15 protein-coding genes and 2 pseudogenes are annotated in these 18,844 nt (G+C 70.1%); 9 read left to right on the top strand and 8 right to left on the bottom strand.

Annotated elements, in window-relative coordinates; genetic code table 11:
• Positions 1 to 267: 267 nt before the first annotated feature.
• Entirely contained in the window at positions 268 to 1,473 is a 1,206-nt protein-coding gene (locus OG878_RS37945; RefSeq protein WP_328890983.1) for an NAD(P)/FAD-dependent oxidoreductase, read from the top strand.
• Positions 1,470 to 2,390, top strand: coding sequence for an RNA polymerase sigma-70 factor (locus OG878_RS37940; protein WP_328890982.1), 921 nt, complete (start codon positions 1,470 to 1,472; stop codon positions 2,388 to 2,390). The genes OG878_RS37945 and OG878_RS37940 overlap by 4 nt, the downstream gene beginning before the upstream one ends.
• A 306-nt stretch (positions 2,391 to 2,696) precedes the next feature.
• Here the strand turns inward: OG878_RS37940 and OG878_RS37935 are convergent, their stop codons facing one another.
• The gene (locus tag OG878_RS37935) at positions 2,697 to 2,906 is read right to left on the bottom strand and encodes a hypothetical protein (RefSeq protein WP_328890981.1); all 210 of its coding nucleotides are present in this window, start codon (positions 2,904 to 2,906) and stop codon (positions 2,697 to 2,699) included.
• 241 nt (positions 2,907 to 3,147) lie between these two features.
• On the opposite strand from OG878_RS37935, the gene OG878_RS37930 reads away from it, so the two are divergent.
• Entirely contained in the window at positions 3,148 to 3,879 is a 732-nt protein-coding gene (locus OG878_RS37930) for a hypothetical protein (protein WP_328890980.1), read from the top strand.
• 365 nt (positions 3,880 to 4,244) lie between these two features.
• Positions 4,245 to 4,883: an HAD family hydrolase gene (locus tag OG878_RS37925; RefSeq protein ID WP_328890979.1), complete on the top strand. Its 639-nt coding sequence runs from the start codon at positions 4,245 to 4,247 to the stop codon at positions 4,881 to 4,883.
• Between the two features lie 186 nt (positions 4,884 to 5,069).
• On the opposite strand, the pseudogene OG878_RS37920 reads toward OG878_RS37925, so the two are convergent.
• Positions 5,070 to 5,828: pseudogene (locus OG878_RS37920) on the bottom strand (DUF817 domain-containing protein); the annotation flags it as partial.
• Positions 5,829 to 6,281: 453 nt separating this feature from the next.
• Between OG878_RS37920 and OG878_RS37915 the strand changes: the two are divergent.
• On the top strand, positions 6,282 to 7,010 hold the full coding sequence (locus OG878_RS37915; RefSeq protein WP_328890978.1) for a methyltransferase domain-containing protein: 729 nt from the start codon (positions 6,282 to 6,284) through the stop codon (positions 7,008 to 7,010).
• Between the two features lie 203 nt (positions 7,011 to 7,213).
• Positions 7,214 to 7,423: a hypothetical protein gene (locus OG878_RS37910; RefSeq protein WP_328890977.1), complete on the top strand. Its 210-nt coding sequence runs from the start codon at positions 7,214 to 7,216 to the stop codon at positions 7,421 to 7,423.
• A 387-nt stretch (positions 7,424 to 7,810) separates the two neighbouring features.
• On the opposite strand, the pseudogene OG878_RS37905 reads toward OG878_RS37910, so the two are convergent.
• The 5 genes and pseudogenes from OG878_RS37905 to OG878_RS37885 form a co-directional block, all read right to left on the bottom strand.
• Positions 7,811 to 9,266 (bottom strand): annotated as a pseudogene (locus tag OG878_RS37905) (MFS transporter).
• Positions 9,263 to 9,718 (bottom strand): MarR family winged helix-turn-helix transcriptional regulator, encoded by a 456-nt coding sequence (locus OG878_RS37900; RefSeq protein WP_328890976.1) that lies wholly within the window; start codon positions 9,716 to 9,718, stop codon positions 9,263 to 9,265. The pseudogene OG878_RS37905 and the gene OG878_RS37900 overlap by 4 nt, the downstream one beginning before the upstream one ends.
• Before the next feature lie 282 nt (positions 9,719 to 10,000).
• Entirely contained in the window at positions 10,001 to 11,452 is a 1,452-nt protein-coding gene (locus OG878_RS37895) for a dihydrolipoyl dehydrogenase family protein (RefSeq protein WP_328890975.1), read from the bottom strand.
• A gap of 614 nt (positions 11,453 to 12,066) precedes the next feature.
• Entirely contained in the window at positions 12,067 to 12,873 is an 807-nt protein-coding gene (locus tag OG878_RS37890) for a hypothetical protein (protein ID WP_328891545.1), read from the bottom strand.
• Between the two features lie 547 nt (positions 12,874 to 13,420).
• Positions 13,421 to 14,176 carry an IclR family transcriptional regulator gene (locus OG878_RS37885; RefSeq protein WP_328890974.1) on the bottom strand — a complete coding sequence of 252 codons (756 nt, stop codon included), beginning with the start codon at positions 14,174 to 14,176 and terminating at the stop codon, positions 13,421 to 13,423.
• Positions 14,177 to 14,304: 128 nt separating this feature from the next.
• Here OG878_RS37885 and OG878_RS37880 point away from each other — a divergent pair, with 128 nt between their 5' ends.
• From OG878_RS37880 to OG878_RS37870, 3 genes are read left to right on the top strand one after another with little or no spacing between them, the layout of a single operon-like run.
• The gene (locus OG878_RS37880) at positions 14,305 to 15,390 is read left to right on the top strand and encodes a cupin domain-containing protein (RefSeq protein WP_328890973.1); all 1,086 of its coding nucleotides are present in this window, start codon (positions 14,305 to 14,307) and stop codon (positions 15,388 to 15,390) included.
• Complete coding sequence (locus tag OG878_RS37875) at positions 15,387 to 16,226, top strand: fumarylacetoacetate hydrolase family protein (RefSeq protein WP_328890972.1); 840 nt, start codon at positions 15,387 to 15,389, stop codon at positions 16,224 to 16,226. Before OG878_RS37880 ends, OG878_RS37875 begins: the two co-directional genes overlap by 4 nt.
• Positions 16,219 to 16,947 carry a maleylpyruvate isomerase family mycothiol-dependent enzyme gene (locus OG878_RS37870; protein ID WP_328890971.1) on the top strand — a complete coding sequence of 243 codons (729 nt, stop codon included), beginning with the start codon at positions 16,219 to 16,221 and terminating at the stop codon, positions 16,945 to 16,947. Before OG878_RS37875 ends, OG878_RS37870 begins: the two co-directional genes overlap by 8 nt.
• A 579-nt stretch (positions 16,948 to 17,526) precedes the next feature.
• Here the strand turns inward: OG878_RS37870 and OG878_RS37865 are convergent.
• Positions 17,527 to 18,783, bottom strand: a complete 1,257-nt coding sequence (locus OG878_RS37865) for a flavin-dependent oxidoreductase (RefSeq protein WP_328890970.1) — start codon at positions 18,781 to 18,783, stop codon at positions 17,527 to 17,529.
• Positions 18,784 to 18,844: the final 61 nt, after the last annotated feature.

The raw sequence follows: 18,844 nt of genomic DNA, 5'->3' as shown, positions 1-18,844 counted from the left end.
CGGGTGTCCGACAGGAACGGCCACGGGAAGACATGGTGGCGTCGCCGCATTCGTGGCCGGAGCCAACCTGTTGGTCAGTGTCCCGGAGGGGGTAACGGGCCCCCGCCAGGTCCTCCGGGCCGGTGCGGCTTCGCGGACCCCTTGGGCAGCCCGCGGCCTGGGCCCACCGACCTCGGGTGTGTCGCGCATCACATCGGTCTCATGTCACGGACGGGGGGCCGGCTTGCATCTGGTGGTCGTCAACAGCGGGCGGAGGAAGGCGAAGCGATGAGCGCACAGCATGAGGCCGACAGGACAACCACCCACCAGGTTCTGATCCTTGGGGCGGGTTACGCGGGCATGTCCGCGGCCATCCAGCTCGCGGCTCGCGTCAAGCGGCGCGAGGGCGTGCAGGTGACCCTGGTGAATGCGCAGGAGCGGTTCACCGAACGGCTGCGGCTGCACATGACGGCGACCGGCCAGCAGCTCGCCGAACTGAGCATCCCGGAGCTGCTGGACGGTACGGGCACGCAGTTCGTGCGCGGCTGGGTGACAGCGGTGGACGCGGACGCGAAGACGGTGCGGATCGACGACGGCCGGGTCCTGCGCTACGACACGCTCGTGTACGGGTTGGGCGGTGCGGCCGACACAGCGGCGGTACCGGGTGTCGACGACCATGCGTACACCCTGAACAGCGCCCAGGACGCCGAGGTGCTGGCCGACCGGCTGGAGCGGCTCGGAAGCGGCACGGTGGTCGTCGGCGGCAGCGGGCTGACCGGCGTCGAGTCGGCCGCGGAAATCGCCGAGCGGTACCCGGAATCGACCGTGGTGCTGCTGGGCCGACAGGAGCCCGGTGCGGCCATGAACGTGAAGGCCAAGGCCTATCTGCAGGGCGCGCTGGACCGGTTGGGGGTGGCGGTGCGCAGCGGGGTCGAGGTGGTGAAGGTGCTGCCCGATTCGGTCGAGCTGGCGGGCGGGGAGAGCATCGCCGCCGATGTGGTCCTGTGGACCAGCGGTACGCGGGTGTCGCCGATGGCGGCCGCCGCCGGGTTGACCGTCGACGAGCGCGGCCGCATCGTCACCGACGACGCGTTGCGGTCGGTGTCGCACCCGGAGGTGTACGCCATCGGCGACGCGGCCGCGATCCGCCAGGGCTACGGCGTCATGCACGGCACCTGCCAGAGCGGCATGCCGACCGGTGTGCACGTCGCGGTCTCGATCGTCCGCGCGTTGAAGGGCAGGCGGCCCAAGCCGTTCCGTTTCGGCTACTACCACACACCGGTGAGCCTGGGGCGCCACGACGCGGTGGTGCAGTTCACTCGCCCCGACGACAGCCCGCGATCAATTCATCTGACTGGCCGTATGGCGGTCCGGTATAAGGAGACGGTGACCGCCTCGCCCTGGCCGACCTACGGCCGCATGAAGAAGATGCCGGCCTCGGGCGCGTTCTGGCCCCGCGGTGGCCACTTCACCAAGGTTCGGGGGACGCAGTGACCGACCTGTCCGAGGACCTCGACCAGCAGGTGTTCCACCAGCATCGAAACCTGCTGTTCTCGGTGGCCTACCGGCTCCTCTCCACCGCGGCCGATGCCGAGGACGCGGTCCAGGACGCCTGGATCAAGTGGTCTTCCGCCGACCGCTCGCAGGTGGCCGACCCCAAGGCGTACTTGACGCGGATCGTGTCGAATCTGGCACTGGAACGGCTGCGCTCCACCCGCCACAAGCGGGAAACCTATGTGGGGCCGTGGCTTCCGGAGCCCATCCTCACCAGCCGCGACACCGCCGAAGCCGTCGCGGACGCCGAGTCCGTGTCGATGGCGATGCTGGTGGTATTGGAGACGCTGAGCCCGCTCGAGCGCGCAGTGTTCGTACTGAAGGAGGTTTTCGGCTTCAGCCATGCCGAAATCGCGGAGGCGGTGGAGCGTTCCGAAGCCGCGGTGAGGCAGGCCGCACACCGTGCTCGTGAGCATGTACGGGCCCGACGGCCGCGCTTCACCACCGACCGGTCGCGGCAGCGCGAGGTCACCGAACGGTTCTTCGCCGCCGCGACCGGTGGTGACGTCAACGCCCTGATGGAGTTGCTGTCCCCGGACGTCACCCTGTGGACCGACGGCGGCGGCAAGGTCCGCCAGGCCCTGCGCCCGTTCGTGGGCGCACCAACGGTGGCAGCCTGGTTCGCGGCCATCGGCACGGTCACCTACCAGGGCATCGAGCCCGCCGACATGAACGCCGAACTCGTCGAGATCAACGGAGGGCCGGGCGTGCTGTTCAGCGGATCGGGCCGCGTGATCGCCACTGTCACCTTCGACTTCGACGCCGACGGCCGCATTGCCTCCATCCACAACGTGGCCAACCCGGACAAACTCCAAGCCATCGCCGACGGCACCGCTCACGACATCGGGACGCGGTGAGCACTGAGCGAACCCCGACCTCGACCGGCGTCGGAAGGGCTGGGCCTGCCCGTCGGCGGGCCGGGCCCGGCACGGTCTCGCAGGTGACCGACCGCGGCTGCGGAATGCAGAACCAGCCCGGTGCGGCGTGAACTGCATGGAACAGAACATGAGTCCATCGGCGCGGACTGGTCACGGCACCGGTTGAACTGGTGAAGCCAGGCGAAAGTACGCGCTCTTGCCGTAGCACGTGAACAATGCCCCGCAGAGCAGCCCGGTCATCCACCGGCTGTTGCCGGGGGACGAGGCGGCCGGCGACGTCGGCGATCACCGGGCGAAGCCGGTGTCCGGGCACACGTCGCACGCGGGATGACCATTTTGCCGGGTCCGGGCCGGCCAGTGGGTGACGAACACCGGCACCCGCGCACGGCCCTTGAGCAGGCGGGGCGAGGGACGGGCGGTCCCGGCGCCCCAGTAGGCGGTCGCCACGACGATGCCGTCGACGGGCGCCACCGCGGCGGTTGCGCGGGCGGGCACCGTTGACCTCGACCGGGTCCGGGCGTCCGGCGAGGTCCGGGTCTTCATGCATGCTGCCGCACAGCACCGACGGCCATCGCGGACGGAATCGAGGCAGGACCGGAGGGATCTCCGGACGAATGTCTGCATACAAGTCAACTGATAGCGGGAAATTTGGCGGAGCCGGACGCAGCACAACACAACACCCCCTACGCTGCAAGCAGCGGTCACCGATGGTCGACCGGAACAGAAAGGCGGCAACATGACCTCCGCAACCAGCACCCCGGGCAGCGTCGAAGCCACAACAACCCTCCTGCAGGAGGAACTTCCACGTCTGGAAGAACACCAGCAGGCCCTGAAGACGGAACTCGTCACGGTCACCGAACGCCTGGAGTCGGTGCGCACTGCCCTGACCGCTCTGCAGGCATTGACCGCCGCACCCTTCGTACCGGCAGCCGCAGCGGAATCGGCTGAAGCGGGCCCTAGCGACTCGCCCGTTGCGCTGCCCGACAGCGAGGCAGAGGCCGCGTCCGAACCGCAGGTCGCTCCCTCGGAGAGTCAGCAGGAACCCAGTACGTCCACTGCACCTGAAGATGCAGCGGAATCGGATGCGGCAGCCGTCCCCGCCCCCCGCAAGGCCCGCAGGACCCCTGCCGCCAAGAGCAGCAAGGCAGCTCCCAAGGCGCTGGCAAAGCCGAAGCAGGGACGCCCGGCGAAGAAGAGCATCCCTGTGAAGTCCGAGAAGGCACAGGCCGCTCAGAAGGCAGCGCCTGCCGTGCCGGCCAAGGACGGGGGCAGCCTCATCGAGCAGGTCATGCACGTGGTGTCCGCGGCAGGCGGCGCGCCCGTCCGGGCCCGCGAAGTGACCGAGGCCCTGGGGCGCGAGCTCACGGTCGGCAGCATCAACACCGTGCGCAGCACACTCGACCGGCTCGTCGCCACGTCAAAGGCCCATCGTGCCGGCCGTGGCCTCTACCAAGCCCCTGCCAAGTAGAGCCCCCGCCGTCGAGCACTGTCGTGGCGCTCGAACGGAAGCGCACCGGCGCTCCCGTTCGAGCGCCACGAGGCAGCAGGGGGGCGGACAGCGCCAACCACGGCTGCGAGCGACTCCAGCCGGCACCGGAACGATCTGCCGGTCGGAGCGATGCGGCTGGTTGAGGCACCCGTACGTCTTCGTCACGAGTCCTGACGGCACCTGCTGCTTCGGCCGAGTCGTGCCAGCCGCTCGCGACAGAGCTCTCACGAGGTTCCACGATGGCTTGACCTTGCCCCCGGGGGAAGGACAACAGTGCCGTCATGGATCACATCGGCGGGCGGCGTGTGCTCGTCGGCCGGCCAGGGCGAAGAGGGGGAGTTCGCGTGACCGCGACCTGCGTCATTCTTGATATCGGCGGCGTGCTGGAGATCACGCCGCAAACGGGGTGGGTTCAACGGTGGGAAGAGCGGCTGGAGCTGCCGCCGGGCACGGTGAACGAGCGCATGCGCGACGTCTGGCATGCGGGGAGCGTCGGGAGCATCAGCGAGCAAGAGGTGCATGAGCAGGTGGCAACCCGCTTGGGTCTCGACGCCCTCCGGACCGAGGCCTTCACGGCCGATCTGTGGGCGGAGTATCTGGGTACGCCGAACGAGGAACTCATCACCTATGTGCGAGGGCTGCGGGAACGCTGCAGGCTGGGCATCCTGAGCAACAGCTTCGTAGGTGCCCGGGAACGGGAAACGGCGCTGTACCACTTCGACGCATTGGTGGACCAGATCGTCTACTCGCACGAGATCGGCATCGAGAAGCCGGACCGGCGTGCCTTCGAGGCCGCATGCACCAGCCTGGAGGTGCGTCCGGAGAACTGTCTCTTCATCGACGATGTCGCAGCCAATGTCCATGCCGCCCGGGTGACGGGCATGCAGGCGCATCTGTTCGAGGACAACGCCCGGACCATCACGCGCATCGCAGCTCATCTGGACGCCGGACCCCTGGTTCCAGGGCGTGTCCCCCTGGCATGACGCCGGTCAGGCGGTGGAGCGGGTGACGCCACCCATCACTCCGGCGTCGGACCGACGCACGTCGTCGGGATCGCGCGTCGTGCTCGTCGACGCCCCATCGACAGGCACTGCGTGCTCCGCCACGCCGCTCTTGCTGGACCGCATCGCCTGGTCCGGAAACGCACGATCACCGGTGCCCGAGACGTTGCGCGTACGGGCGACCAGTACGAAGGTGACGCTGATCAGCAGTGCCCAGGCGCCGAACTTGTCCAACGGGACCGGCTGCCAGCCGTCGAGTTGGTGGGGGTAGCTCCAGGCGCCGACGTACGTGGCCACGTTCTCCGCGACCCAGAGGAAGAAGCCGATCAGCGCGAAGGCCAGGGCCAGGGGAATCCGGTAACGGGAACGGCCCACCGTGAAGTGGACCCAGGTGCCGGCCATTGCGGCGAGCAGCAACACGGCGAGCAACAGCCGGACGTCCGGCAGCCAGTGGTGCGAGAAGAAGTTCAGGTACACGGCGGTCGCGAGCACGGCCATCGTCCGCGGCCGATACCTGGACAGCGACAGATCCATGATCTTCCAGGCGCGGCAGCAGTAACTGCCGATAGCGCTGTAGAGGAACCCTCCGTAGAGCGGCACGCCCGCGATCTTGGACACAGCCTCCTCCGGATAGCTCCACGAGCCCATCCGTACCTTGACCAGCTCGAAGAGCAACCCCACGAAATGGCAGCCCAAGATCACGGCGGTGTCCCGGGGCCCGTCCCAGCCGACCTTGCGGGCCAGCACGGTCAGCGCCACACCGAAGAGCAGGAGCAGGTCGTACCGCGGGACCGGCAGATCGGCGGGCAGCAGCCGCGAGGCGCCGATGCCGCCGACGAGAACCACGGCGAAGGCGACGGCCCGCACCTGGTCGAGCCCGAAGCGCCAGAACTGTGCGCAGGCGTGGGCGATCCGCTGGAAGGTCATGCCCGAGCAGACTACCGGCCGGTGCCGTTGGTTGCCCCGGGCGGAAACAGCCGCCCGGACAGGTGCAGTCGTCGTACTCGAATGTGGGCCGTCCGACCTCGACGGCGGCCTCGTCGACCCGGTCCGGCCGGCTCAGGACGTGCACGCGTGGTTCCCGGGTGGCAGCGCACAACGCCTGTCATCCGCCTGCAGCATTCAGCGATCAAGTGGCAGAGAAGGCAGAGAAGAGTCGACGGGACGGGCAACGCCGGCGAGGCGCGGACGTCCAGGCTCAGGTGAGTGTGCGACGGGTGAGGTCGATCCGCGCGTGGCGGAGCAGTTGCTTTTCAGTGGTCGATGACTTGACTCCGCTGCGGAGAAGGCCCATTCACGGCGCTGTCGCCGGCTGTGGCGTGCTTGACTTGCGGCATGTCGACGACTTTCGGTGTCTCTCGGCCGGATCAGGCTGCCTACATGCTGCGCGCTGCTGCGAGCGGATCCGGGCGCGCGTACAAACAGCAGTTGATCGATCTACTGGGCCTTGAGCCGGGTCAGACCGTGCTGGATGCGGGATGCGGTCCGGGTACGGACCTTCCGGCGCTGGCAGAACGGGTCGGCGAGCAGGGTACCGTGATCGGCGTCGACCGTGATCCTGCCATGCTGGCCCGGGCCCGGGAACGTACCCACGCCCTGCGTGAGGTGGAGGTCCGGGAAGGTGACGTGCACGCCTTGCCCATGGATGCGGGGTCGGTTGATCGCGCCAAGATCGACCGTGTCCTGATGCATGTCACCGAGCCCACCGAGGTACTCGCGCAACTGCACCGCGTCACCCGCCCCGGCGCCGTGATCGGTCTCGTGGAGCCGGACTGGGACACCCTGGTGGTCGATGCAGAAGACATTCGGACCAGCCGTGCTTTCACCCGGTACACCACCGAAGAGGTGGTCCGGCACGCCACCATCGGACGCAGCCTCGCCCGGCTCGCTGACAAGGCCGGCTTCAGCATCGAGACGGTGGCGGCAACGACACCGGTCTTTCGGGAGTTCGAGGACGCGGACCACACGCTGGGACTGGGCCGCAATATGCAACAGGCCATCGACGCGGGCCGCATCGACCAGGACCGTGGCCGCCGCTGGTTCACCAGCCTCTCCGAGGGGCCGTTCTATGCATCGTTCACCCTCGTCACGGTCATCTGCTCCCGCTGACGTGGGTGGCCCCGCCACGCCGGTTCCGGCGGTGGGCCACCTCAAGCGCTCGCGCGGGAGGAGGCGTCGGCGATGCGAAGCCGGACGGTCTGTAGGGCCCGGCATTGCCTGGCCCACCCTCCTGGAAATCGCTTGATGAATTCTGCACGCGCCGGCAGCATCGGCTGCCCGACCTGCCACCCCGAACCACGGGTGACCCGACGATGCGCGGCGAACTGCGGCAGGGCTGGCGCTACTTCAGCTCCAGACCGTGGATCTGGTCGGTGACACTGGCCTTCGCCGTCTTCGACGCCGCCAACATGGGCGTCTGGCAGATCCTCGGCCCGGTCATCGCCGCCGGCACGATCGGCGCCGACGGCTGGGGTCTGGTGCTGAGCGCCCGCGGCGCCGGAGCACTGCTCGCCACATGGTGATGGTGAAGCTGACGGTCCGGCGGCCGATGACTCACGCCCTGTCCTTGATGACCCTGGCCGGCGTCCCGCTGATCCTCCTCGGGACCGGTGCGAACGCCCTCTGGCTGGCTTCGACCGCATTCGCCGCCGGGGTGGCCGCCGAGTGTGATCCGGCACTGGGATCGCCTGAAGGCCAGCGCCTCGGCGGACGATGCGGCCGGCTCCCCGGTCCCGCAGTGAGCACTTTCGCGTGCGGGCGGCTCGCGCTGAGAGACGGTCTTGGATCAGCCCGGTTTCCAGCCCGATCATGACCTGGGGCGGCTGGATACTGTCCGGACCATCAGGAACATGATGCATCGGCGGGACGCCGCAGGGCGGGTCCTGCCGGGCGGAGGCCAGAGGTCTCGGTCACCGGTCGGTGTCCTGGGGTTGGGTCTCGGTGGTGGTGTCGTCGTGGCGTGGGGCTCCGACGCGGCGCAGGGAGCGGTCGGCGACGGTCACCGCCAGGAAGAGGGCGCTGACGGCGAGCATGAGCCAGCCGAGATGGTGGAGTCCACCGGTGTCGGCACGCTGCCCGAAGAAGGCGCCGTCGGCGGCGGAGGCGATGATGGCTCCGAGGTAGCCGAAGGTGCGCAGGAGGCCGGCGGAGGAACCCATGCGGTCGGGGTCGGCCTGGTGGAAGACGGCGTTCTGCAGGGCGAGGCTGTTCAGTCCCTGCGGGACGCCGAGGACGATGACGACGGCCAGGAGGAGCCACAGGGCACTGTCGGCGTGCAGGAGCAGCACCAGGGCGCATGCGGCGATCTGGCCGACGGCGCCCACCAGGAGCTTGCCGCGGATCGCCTGGTGGCGTCCGGTGAGAGTGGAGACGACGAGGGCCGTGGCGAAGAGCGGGAGTTGGACCAGTCCGGCCTGTGAGGCGGACAGCCCTCGGCCCTCCTCCGTCCACTGGGTGTATCCGTACAGGAACGCGTAACTGACGATGTAGGCGAGTAGGGCCCGTGCGTAGGTGGCCACGAGCGGCAGGTTGCCGCTGAGTACGCGTATGTCGATGAAGGGTTGCTGTGCACGTAGCTCGCGCCAGGTGAAGGCGGCTGCCGCGGCGAGGGTCAGCGCCGGAAGGTACCGGTGGCCGCCGCCGGGGTTCATGAGGAACAGCAGCAGGCAGACCAGCGCCGTGGCGAAGAGTGCCATGCCGGGCAGGTCGAGGGCGGTGGCGGGGTGACGGTCCGCGCTGCGGCGGGTGGTGGGGGTTGCGGGCAGTCGGCGGGCGCCGAGGTACAGGCCGCCGACGGCGAGGGGGATGTTGACGGCCAGGGTGGCACGCCACCCACCGACGCCGATCAGCAGGCCGCCGAGGCTGGGGCCGATGACGGCGACGGTCTGGGTGGTGACGGCAAGCGCGGTGAGGACACCGGCGGGGCTCTTCTGTCCGGTGCGTCCGGCCTCGCTGCGAATGAGGTACATGGCGGCCGGATAACCGGAGCAGGTGCCGAAGCCGAGGAGTACGCGTGCGGCGATGAGCACGCCGAGGTTGGGGGCGACCATGCCGGCGACGCCGGTCAGTGCCGTCCCGACCAGGAACAGGCGACGCGGTCCGAAGAGGTCGCAGTCGTCCCACCACGGGTTGCCCGATGGAGGTGGCCAGGTAGAGGGCGGAGATCAGCCAGGCCGTCCGGGAGGGCGGTGCGCCGAAAGCGGTTCCGATCGGTACCAGGGAGACGGAGATGACGGAGGAATTGACCGGGTTGAGTACCGACCCCAGCATCATCGGAGCCAGCAACCGCCGGTCGAAGCTGTCGCCCGGCGTCTTGGCCGAGCCGGGGCGCAGCCGGCGCAGTACACAGGTCACCCTGCCGGTCATGACCGGACGATCCGTTCCAGCAGGGCCGCCGCCTCGATGAGGGTCTGTCGTTCGGCTTCCGTGCAGTGGTCCTCCAGGGCGCGGGTGAGCCAGCCCTCTCCGGCGCGGCGGCGGTCCTCCAGGAAGGCATGCCCGCTCTTTGTGACGAAGACCAGCTGCCGCCGACCGTCCCCGGGGTCCGGGCGCCGGGCGACCAGGCCGCGTTCCTCCAGTACGGCGACGGTGGAGGCCACTGACTGGTGCCGCACGCGCTCGGCGGCCGCCAGGTCGCTGACCGACGCCTCGCCGTCCTTGTCCAAGCGGCTGAGGACGGAGGTCTGGGACGGTGTGAGGTCGCCGGGGTCATAGCTCTCACGCATGCGGCGCCGGAGTCGGCTGAACACCACGCGGAACTCGCGTGCCGCGCGTACGGCCGACTCGGACACGCCGGTGGTCTCAGCGATCTCGTTCATACGTACAGGTTAACTTGCGCAGTCCAGCCTGTGTAAATCGTCGGGTAGCGGCTTGCGGTCGCGTGGGCACAGCGGGCCGGTGGAACGCGGCACGTTCCGCGTCACCGACCACGGGCAGGGCACGCGGCCTGACGGCCGGCCGCAGGACCCGTTCCGGGGCCGCGAGGCCGCCGGGGTCGTGGGTGTCGGCCCGTCCCGGGCAGGTGCGCCCCTGGTGTCGACCGGCCCGCCCCCCGCGATGTCCGCTCCCCGGTGCTCGCTGCGATCAAGACGTTCCTTCGGTCAGTCACGCTGGTAGGCGGCGAGGAGGAAGAACCAGATCTCGCTGACCGTCGGGAAGCAGGCGACCGCGTGCCTCAGCCGCTTGAGTGGGACCTCCCCCGCGACGGCCACGGTCGCCGAGTGCAGGAGTTCGCTGACGCCGGGGCCGACGAAGGTGACCCCGAGCAGGACTTCCCGGTCCATATCGACGACCATCCGGGCATGGCCCTGGTAGCCGTCGGCGTAGAGGTTGGCACCCTGGGCGGCATTGAAGTCGACGTCGACGGTCTTGACGCGGTAGCCGGCGCGGGCCGCCTGCTCGGCGTTCAGGCCCACGGCGGCCGCTTCGGGATCGGTGAAGAAAACCTGGGGTACGGCGTGCTGGTCGGCGGTGGTGGCGTGGTCGCCCCAGGGGGCGTCGTCCAGCGGGCGGCCTGCGGCGCGGGCGGCGATGGCGTCGCCCGCGGTCCGGGCCTGGTACTTGCCCTGGTGAGTGAGGAGCGCACGGTGGTTGACATCACCCAACGCATACAGCCATTCGCCTTCGACACCCTCGACCAGGCAGGTGGTGTCCACGTCCAGCCAGGAGCCGGTTGCGAGGCCGACCGTGTCGAGGCCGATGTCGTCGGTGGCGGGAGCCCGGCCGGTGGCGAACATGGCTTCATCGGCCTCGAGTTCACTGCCGTCGTCGAGGGTGAGAGTGACGGGTCCCTTCGGGTCCGGGCGTCGCAGGGCCGTCACCTGTACGCCGATCCGCACGTCGACGCCGGCCTCGGTGAGACCGCGTTCGAGCAGCTCGCCCGTGAACGGTTCCATGCGGGGCAGGAGGGCGCGGCGCGCGAGCAGGGTGACCTGGGAGCCCAGGCCCTGCCAGAGGGTGGCCATCTCCACCCCGACCCCGCCGCCGCCGACGACGGCGAGCCGTGCGGGCACGGTGCTGGAGTCGGTGCCGTGCCGGTTGGTCCAGGGCCGGGCCTGTTTGATGCCCGGGATGTCGGGCAGCGCGGGCCGGCTGCCGGTGGCGATGGCCACCGCGTGCCGGGCCGTGAGTGTCTGGCGCCCACCGTCGTCCTGGGTGACGGTGACGCGGCGGGCACCGTCGATCCGGCCGTGACCGCGGAACAGATCGGCGCCGATGGACTTCACCCACCGGGCCTGTCCGCTGTCGTCCCAGTCGGTGACGTAGCGATTGCGGCGGGCAAAGACCTGGTCCGTGTCGAGCCGGCCGGTGACGGCCTGCCGGGCGCCGTCCACGCGGCGGGCGTCGGCAACGGCGATGACCGGCCGCAGCAGCGCCTTGCTGGGTACGCACGCCCAGTAGGAACATTCCCCGCCGACGAGTTCCCGCTCCACCACGGCCACGCTGAGAGCGCCCGCGCGGGCGTGCTCCGCGACGTTCTGGCCGACCGGGCCGGCGCCGACCACGACCACGTCATAGGTGCCGTTTCCCTGCGGTTCATCTGCTTTGCTCATGATTTTTCCTATCACGATCGGGCTGATAGCTCATTCGTTCATGGGGATTGCCTGACACCGGGCAGCGCTCTGACCGGCGGGCGCGGTTCGGGGCGGGAGCGGCATCAGGGAAGAGCTGCTGCGATCACGGCTCAAAGGCCTGGGCAGAGGGTGCGCAGGTCGTCGCCGATGACTGGGCCGTCCGTGGTCGGTGGGCCTGGGGAGGGTGCGGCTGCAGGCCGGACGCGGGGCCGCCTCGGCTGGGCCGGCCGGGCTCCGGGGGATAGATGTGCACTTCGTCGTCGATGTCGGGAACGGCGACCCGTGGATGTCGGTGAGCGTGATCCGAATCCGTTGTGTTGCGGGGCGGTTCCTGGTGTCCGCGTCGTTGAACCGCCGACCAGGAGGTCGATCCGCTCCCACAGCGGAACTGTCTCGGCGGTAGGTACTGCCGCTCAAGGACTACAGCGATGTCTCGGGCGTGCACGAACTGTTCCAACAGCCGGTGGCCGGCAGAGGACGGCGGCGTCGAGCAGACCGACGAAGCCGCGGAGCGCATCGGTGCGCTGGGCATCTGCGCAGGTGGCGGCTACGCGGTCAGTGCCGCGATGACCGACCACCGGCGACGAGTCGGTTCACTCGGTCCGGCTGTCCTCAGCGTCAAGCCGGGCGACGGGCGACGAGGTGCGGGACCGGTCGCGGTTCCACAGCAGGGCGGCAATCGTGGCCGGGAGCGCTATCAGTGCCCAGATGACCACCGTCATCACCACTGCCGTCCAGCCATCCCAGATACCGCCGGCGACGAACCCCGCGGCCAGCGGTGCGGCCACCACGCCTACGCACTTCGCCAGACTGAATCGGACCGAGTTCGGGAAGGGGCGGCCGGTGGCAAGGCCGCGGGCCCTCCGGGTGCTGCCGAGCGCGGCGATGAAGGCAAGGATCGCCAGCCAGACACCGGCCAGGGTGAGCCCGACGAACATGGTGGCCTGCTCGTCCGGCAGTCCGGGGAGCGTCTCGCTGACCCCGTCGTGGCTGACGGCGACCTGGATGTTCCGCCAGGTGGTGACTTCCACCTCGTCCCCCGGCTTGATGAGATCCGACAATTCGCCGTGCGAATCGAGGTCCATCGGCTGATCGGCAGGGGCCGGAACAGGGGCCTGCAGCTGCACGCGGAAGACTGCCGTCTTTCCGTTCTTGGCATGCTCGGCGGAGAGAGCCGTCCCACGGATCGTGCGCATGCAGTCTGCCGTGCCCGTGGCTGCCTCCTCCCGACCGCACGGCCGTGCAGCCAGGAAGGCTTTCTCATCGGCGATCCGCTCGGGGACCGGAAGGCTCAGGGCCGCCGAGACCGCCAGGAGCACCAGTCCGAGCAGCGACCAGGCCACCGCACGCAGCCACACCTTCCCGGACCGGGCCGGCCCCACCTGCTTTGCCGTCCGCACAGCCACCTCCGTCACCCCCTTTCGCTCCGCGAGCATTGAGCCACACGCCACTGATCAGCCGGCAGGCCAGGGTGCGGCAATGTCGCGCCTGTGCCTGATTGCCCGGATCCGACAGTCTCAGGTGCTCCGAGTCCGGTCAGCCCCACCTCACGCAGCACGTTCGGACCCGACTCGTGCGCCGCGGGCTACGACTGCATGCGATCGCGAGAGCTCGGCCAGGATGCGACTCGCATGCGCCTTCAGGAGGAAAGGTCCGTTCTGCGCACACTCCGAGCGGCCGGCGTCGGACTGCGTGAGCAGATCGCCGCCGACTCGGCCTCCCGGCCGACCACGAAGCCGATGCGCAGAAGGGACGCCCTGACCGTCGCCTCCCTGATCGCGCGAACGGCCGGTTCCTGCTCGTCCCCGGACACGGGCACAGCACACATTCGAGGGCGACGATGCCGTCCCGCGTACGGCTGATGCGCGCACGCGTACGCCGCGCTGGGTCGGGGCCCTGCGGTCCGGGTGCATCGGCGGCCGTCGGCCCGCCGGGCGGCACCTCGACTCAAAGGCACTCCTCCAGGTGCCGCACCGCCTCGCGGAGAGCCGTCGCGGCCTCCGGCAGGCGACTGCGCGGCAGGCGCAGGCTCGGTGCGGAGATCGCGAGAGCGGCGACGGCCCGGCCACCGGCGTCATGCACGGCTGCCCCGACCGCCGTGATGCCCCGCTCCGTGCCCTCGGTGTTGACGGCGAATCCGGCCCGACGGACGCCGTCCAGCCGCCGGTGCAGCGCCCCGGCCTCCACCGCCGCTTCCGGGGAGTCGCCCTCGCCGGCCGAACCGTCGGCCGCGTACAGCTCGCCCAGCTCGCCCTCGGTGAGCTCGGCCAGCAGCGCCTTCCCGCCCGAAGCCAGGTGCGCGGGAAGCAGCGCCCCGGCGCGGCTGCTGACCCGCAGCGCGTGGGCACCCTCGACGCTGTGCAGGAAGCGCACCTGGACCCCGGTCCGCACCATGAGGTGCACGGTCTCGCCCACCGCCTCGTTGAGTTGCAGCATCGGCGCACGGGCCGCCTCGACAAGCTCGTAGTCGGTACGCGCGGAGAGACCCAGCCGGTACAGGGCCGGACCGGGGCGGTATGCCTTGTCCACTCCCTGTACCGCGAAACCACGGTTCCTCAGAGTGGAAAGAAGGCGGTGGGCAGTCGATCGCGCCACGCCCAGCGAGTCGGCTGCCTCCGAGAGCCGGATGCGACCGTGTTCGCGGAGGAGGAGCAGTAGGTGCAGTGCATTGTCGACGGACTCAAGTCCCTTGGAATTCCTCACAGGGGAACTTTAGATCAATAACTGTTCTCTCTGCGGAAGCAGCGTTCTAGCGTCGCGCTGACAGCGGCAACCACGGCTTCCCGGAGCCGGAGCCGCAGCTGCTCCACGTCCAGGAGAGGACACCCACCATGTCCGGCCACGATGCCCGACTGACCGAGCTCTACCGCGACTTCGACGCTTACGGCCTACTCCCCCTGTGGACCCAGCGCGAGGACCTGATGCCGGTCACCCCGCGTCCGGCGGCGGTACCGCACCGCTGGCGCTGGAAGGAGGTCTATGACCTCGCGGTGCGCGCCGGCGATCTCGTTCCAGTGGGTCGAGGCGGTGAGCGCCGGGCCATCTCGCTGGCCAACCCCGGCCTGCCCGGGCTGCCCCACGCCACCCCGACGCTGTGGGCCGCGGTGCAGTACCTCGGCCCGAACGAGGTCGCCCCCGTGCACCGTCACTCCCAGAACGCCTTCCGTTTCGTGCTGGAGGGCGAAGGCGTGTGGACCCTGGTGAACGGCGACCCGGTCGCGATGCGCCGTGGTGACCTGCTGCTCACCCCCGGCTGGGCCTGGCACGGCCACCACAACACCACCGAGCAGCCGATGGCTTGGCTCGACGGCCTGGACATCCCGCTGTCGAACGCGCTGAACACCGAGTTCTTCCAGTTCGGCCCCGACTCGCTGGACGACCGCTCCACCCCGGAGCGCTCCCGCGCCGAACGGCTGTGGGGCCACCCCGGCCTCCGGCCGGTCTCCGCGGCCGCCACCGACCTGCCCAAGTCGCCGCTGGCCGCCTACCGCTGGGAGCACACCGACGCCGCGCTGAGGGCCCAGCTGGAACTCGAGGACGAGGGCCACCCCGGCGTGACGGCCCCCGGACACGCCGCAGTCCGGTTCACCAACCCGACCTCCGGCAACGACGCCCTGCCCACGATCCGTACCGAGATGCACCGGCTGCGCGCCGGAGCCTCGACCAGGGCCGCCCGCGAGTCCGCCAGCTCCGTCTGGCAGGTCTTCGAGGGCGACGGAGTGTTCCACCTCGACGGCAAGGCCGTCGAGGTCGCCCGAGGCGACCTGCTCGCCGTCCCGTCCTGGGCCGAGGTCCGGATCGAGGCGCGCGGGCAGCTCGACCTGTTCCGCTTCGGCGACCACCCGGTGATGGAACGGCTGAACCTCTACCTGACCGACCGCACCAACCCCGCAACCAGCGAAGGAACCACCCGATGAAGCTCGCCACCATCCGCACGACCGACGGCACCGCCTGCGTCCGCGTCGACACCGCGACGGCAACCGAGACCGGTTACGCCGACCTCGGGGCCCTGTTGTCCGAGCCGGGCTGGCGGGAGATCGCCGAGGCCGCCGACGGACCCGTTCACGCCGTGGCGGATCTGGACTACGCGCCCGTCGTCCCCCGGCCCGGCAAGGTGGTCTGCGTCGGCCTCAACTACCGCAACCACATCCAGGAGATGGGGCGTGAGATCCCCCAGTACCCGACGCTGTTCACCAAGTTCCCCGAGGCGCTGGTCGGCGCCCACGACGACATCGTGCTCCCTGCGGTCTCCGACGCCGTCGACTGGGAGGCAGAGCTCGCCGTCGTGATCGGGACCACCGTGCGCCACGCCGACCAGGAGGCCGCCACCGCAGCCATCGCCGGCTACTCCATCCTCAACGACGTCACCATCCGTGACTGGCAGTACCGCACCACCCAGTGGCACCAGGGCAAGAGTTTCGAGGCCACCACCCCCTTCGGCCCGGTCATGGTCACCCCGGACGAGGTGGACGCCGGAGCCGGCCTGCGGCTGGCCGGGGAGGTGGACGGGGAGACCGTCCAGCAGGCCGACACCTCCGACCTGGTCTTCGACGCGGCGACGCTGGTCGCCTACATCTCCACGATGGTCACCCTGCGCCCCGGCGACGTGATTGCCACCGGCACCCCCGGCGGTGTCGGCCACGCCCGCACCCCCCAGCGCTACCTGACCGAGGGCCAGGTGCTGACCACCCGTATCGAGGGCATCGGCGAGTGCCGCAACGCCACCCGCAAGGAGAAGACCACCGGTGCCTGAGTTCGGCTTCGCCCGTAGCCTGGCCTGGGTCCGCGACGGTTCCGCGCTGCTGCGCGGAGCCGTCGTCGGCCTGTCCGCTCAAGCGGTGCACACCCCCTCGCCGCTGCCCGGCTGGACCCGCGCCCATGTGCTGACCCACCTCGCCCGCAACGCCGACGCCCTGGCCAATCTGCTCACCTGGGCCCGCACCGGCGTCGAGACACCGATGTATCCCGACCCGGCGGTCCGCCTGGACGACATCGAGCGGGGCGCCCGGCGTCCGGCCACGGATGTGGTGAAGGACGTTCTCTCAGCGGATGACCGCCTGCTGAACGCGCTCGACGCACTGCCCGCGGCTGCCTGGCAGGCCACCGTACGCAGCGCACTGGGCCGTACCATCCCCGCGTCCGAAGTTCCCTGGATGCGCACCCGCGAACTGTGGGTCCACGCCGTTGACCTCGCCACCGACGCCCCTGGCGACTTCGATGCCTTCCCCCCGGACCTGGTCGACGCGCTGCTCACCGATGCCTGCGCGACGGTCGGTGGCAAGGAGGGCTGCCCCGTCCTGGTGCTGCGCCCGGCCGACCGCGACCGCAGTTGGCTGCTGAGTGGGCCGGAGCAGCTCGCCGAGGAAGTGCGCGGCCCGGCGGCGGCACTGTGCGCCTGGCTCCTCGGCCGGGACACCGCCTCGGCCCGCAAGGTCTCCTCGTCCACCTCGGTGTCCCTTCCGAAATGGCTGTGACCCGAACCCGGCACCGTCCGGCGGACGAGGGCACGATCACGCTCGCCGTCGGGCCCTGCGGTACGTCCCCGGGCCGGCAGCAGGAGACACCGGCCGGACGACCGCGCCGGAGGGAGCCGGCCACAGGCCGGACCGGGCGCACCGGCCGGCACCGGAGCCGGGACACCTGACCAAACCGAAAGGCACGAACCGATCGCAGGCTACGTTCCCACTTCCACCGAGGCAGTGGGAACGCAGCCTGCGCGTCGTGGTGCAGGGGCCGTCTGCGCCGGCGGGCCCCGATCCGGCGTCCTGGCGCCTGACGAGTGGCCGGGTCCGGCCGCACACGGCGCCACCGGCCGGCGTCGGTGCCGGGCAGGGCGACCCCCACACCGAAATGGCGGCCGTGCAGCGCGGGGGCTCCCGGTCGGTGGAACGCCCGGGAAGGAGCAGCGCGCCTTCCGGGGTTCCCGAGCCGTACCCGGTCCTGGGTCCCCGTCATGTCTGCGACGACGTTGCCGCGGCCGGTACGACGGCGCCCGGCCGCGGCATACTCCACACGCGGTACTTCCCGTCCGGAGACAACACGGAGGGCCTTCCTCAGCTGCGCGCCAGGGCCTCCTGCGAGTACCCGGCGACCGTCTTGTAGCGACCGATCAGCGACTCCAGATCGGCGGCCGGGATCACATCCTCGATGTCCTCGAACGGCTGGTCACCCGTCCGCTCGTACACCTCGCGCAGGATCGCGTCCGGCGGGTTCGTCCGGTTGGCCTGCACCACTGCGGCCGTCGCCGGCCTGCGCTCGTTCTCGTAGGCGGTGAACGACTCACGCACGTCGTCGGCGTGCGCGGTCAGCGCCTCGACCAGGGCCCGGGCGTCCAGGATGGCCTGGCCGGCACCGTTCGAACCGCGCGGGACCATGGGGTGGGCGGCGTCGCCGAGCAGGGTGATCCGGCCCTCCCCCCAGCTGTCCAGCGGGTCCTGGTCGACCATGGGGTACTCCAGGATGTCCTGCGAGGACCGGATGAGGGCGGGCACGTCCAGCCAGTCGAAGTGCCAGTCGGCGAAGGCGTGGACGAAGTCCTCGACCTGGCCGGAACGGTTCCAGTCGCGGTCGATGTGACGCGGCGTCTCGATCTCCGCGACCCAGTTGACCAACTGACGGCCGTGCTCGTCCACGCGGTCGCGGATCGGGTAGATGACCATCTTGCCGGTGGCGAGCCAACCGGCCCGGATCATGCTGGCGCCGCTGAGCACCGGCTCCCAGGGGGCCACTCCGCGCCACATGTTGTAGCCCGAGTAGCGCGGCGCGCCCTCTCCGGGGTGGAGCTGCTTGCGGATCGCCGAGTGCACACCGTCGCAGGCCACGACGGCGTCGGCGCGTTCGGACACGGTGGGCGCGCCCTCATCGGAGCCGAGGCGGAAGTGCACCGTCACACCGTGCTCGTCCTGTTCGGCCGATGTACAGCGGTGGCCGGTGACCAGCGCGTCCGGGCCCAGCCGGTCGACGACCGCGCGGGCCAGCACGGTCTGGAGGTCACCACGGTGGATCGAGTACTGCGGCCACTCGTATCCGGCGTTCCGGCCGGCGGGCTCGGTGAAGATGTGCTGACCGAATCGGTTGTAGTAGACGGACTCCTGGGTTGTCACTCCGACCCGGGACAGCTCCGCCTCCAGGCCGAGGCCCGAGAGCACGCGGCTGGCGTGCGGAAGGATGTTGATGCCGACACCGATCGGCTTCAGTTCGGCGGCTGCCTCGAAGATCCGGCATTCGAACCCGGCCTTGTGGAGTTCGAGGGCGAGGGTGAGCCCGCCTATTCCGGCCCCGACGATCAGGACACGAGGGCGTGCGGACATGGTGTGTTCCTTTCACTGTGCAGGCGAGGGCGGGGCCGCCCCGGTGCGGTCACGGGGCGGC

The organism is Streptomyces sp. NBC_00316, assembly GCF_036158715.1.
Taxonomy (GTDB): domain Bacteria; phylum Actinomycetota; class Actinomycetes; order Streptomycetales; family Streptomycetaceae; genus Streptomyces.
Note: the sequence above shows the minus strand (reverse complement) of the source record. Positions and strands in the feature narration are given on the sequence as shown.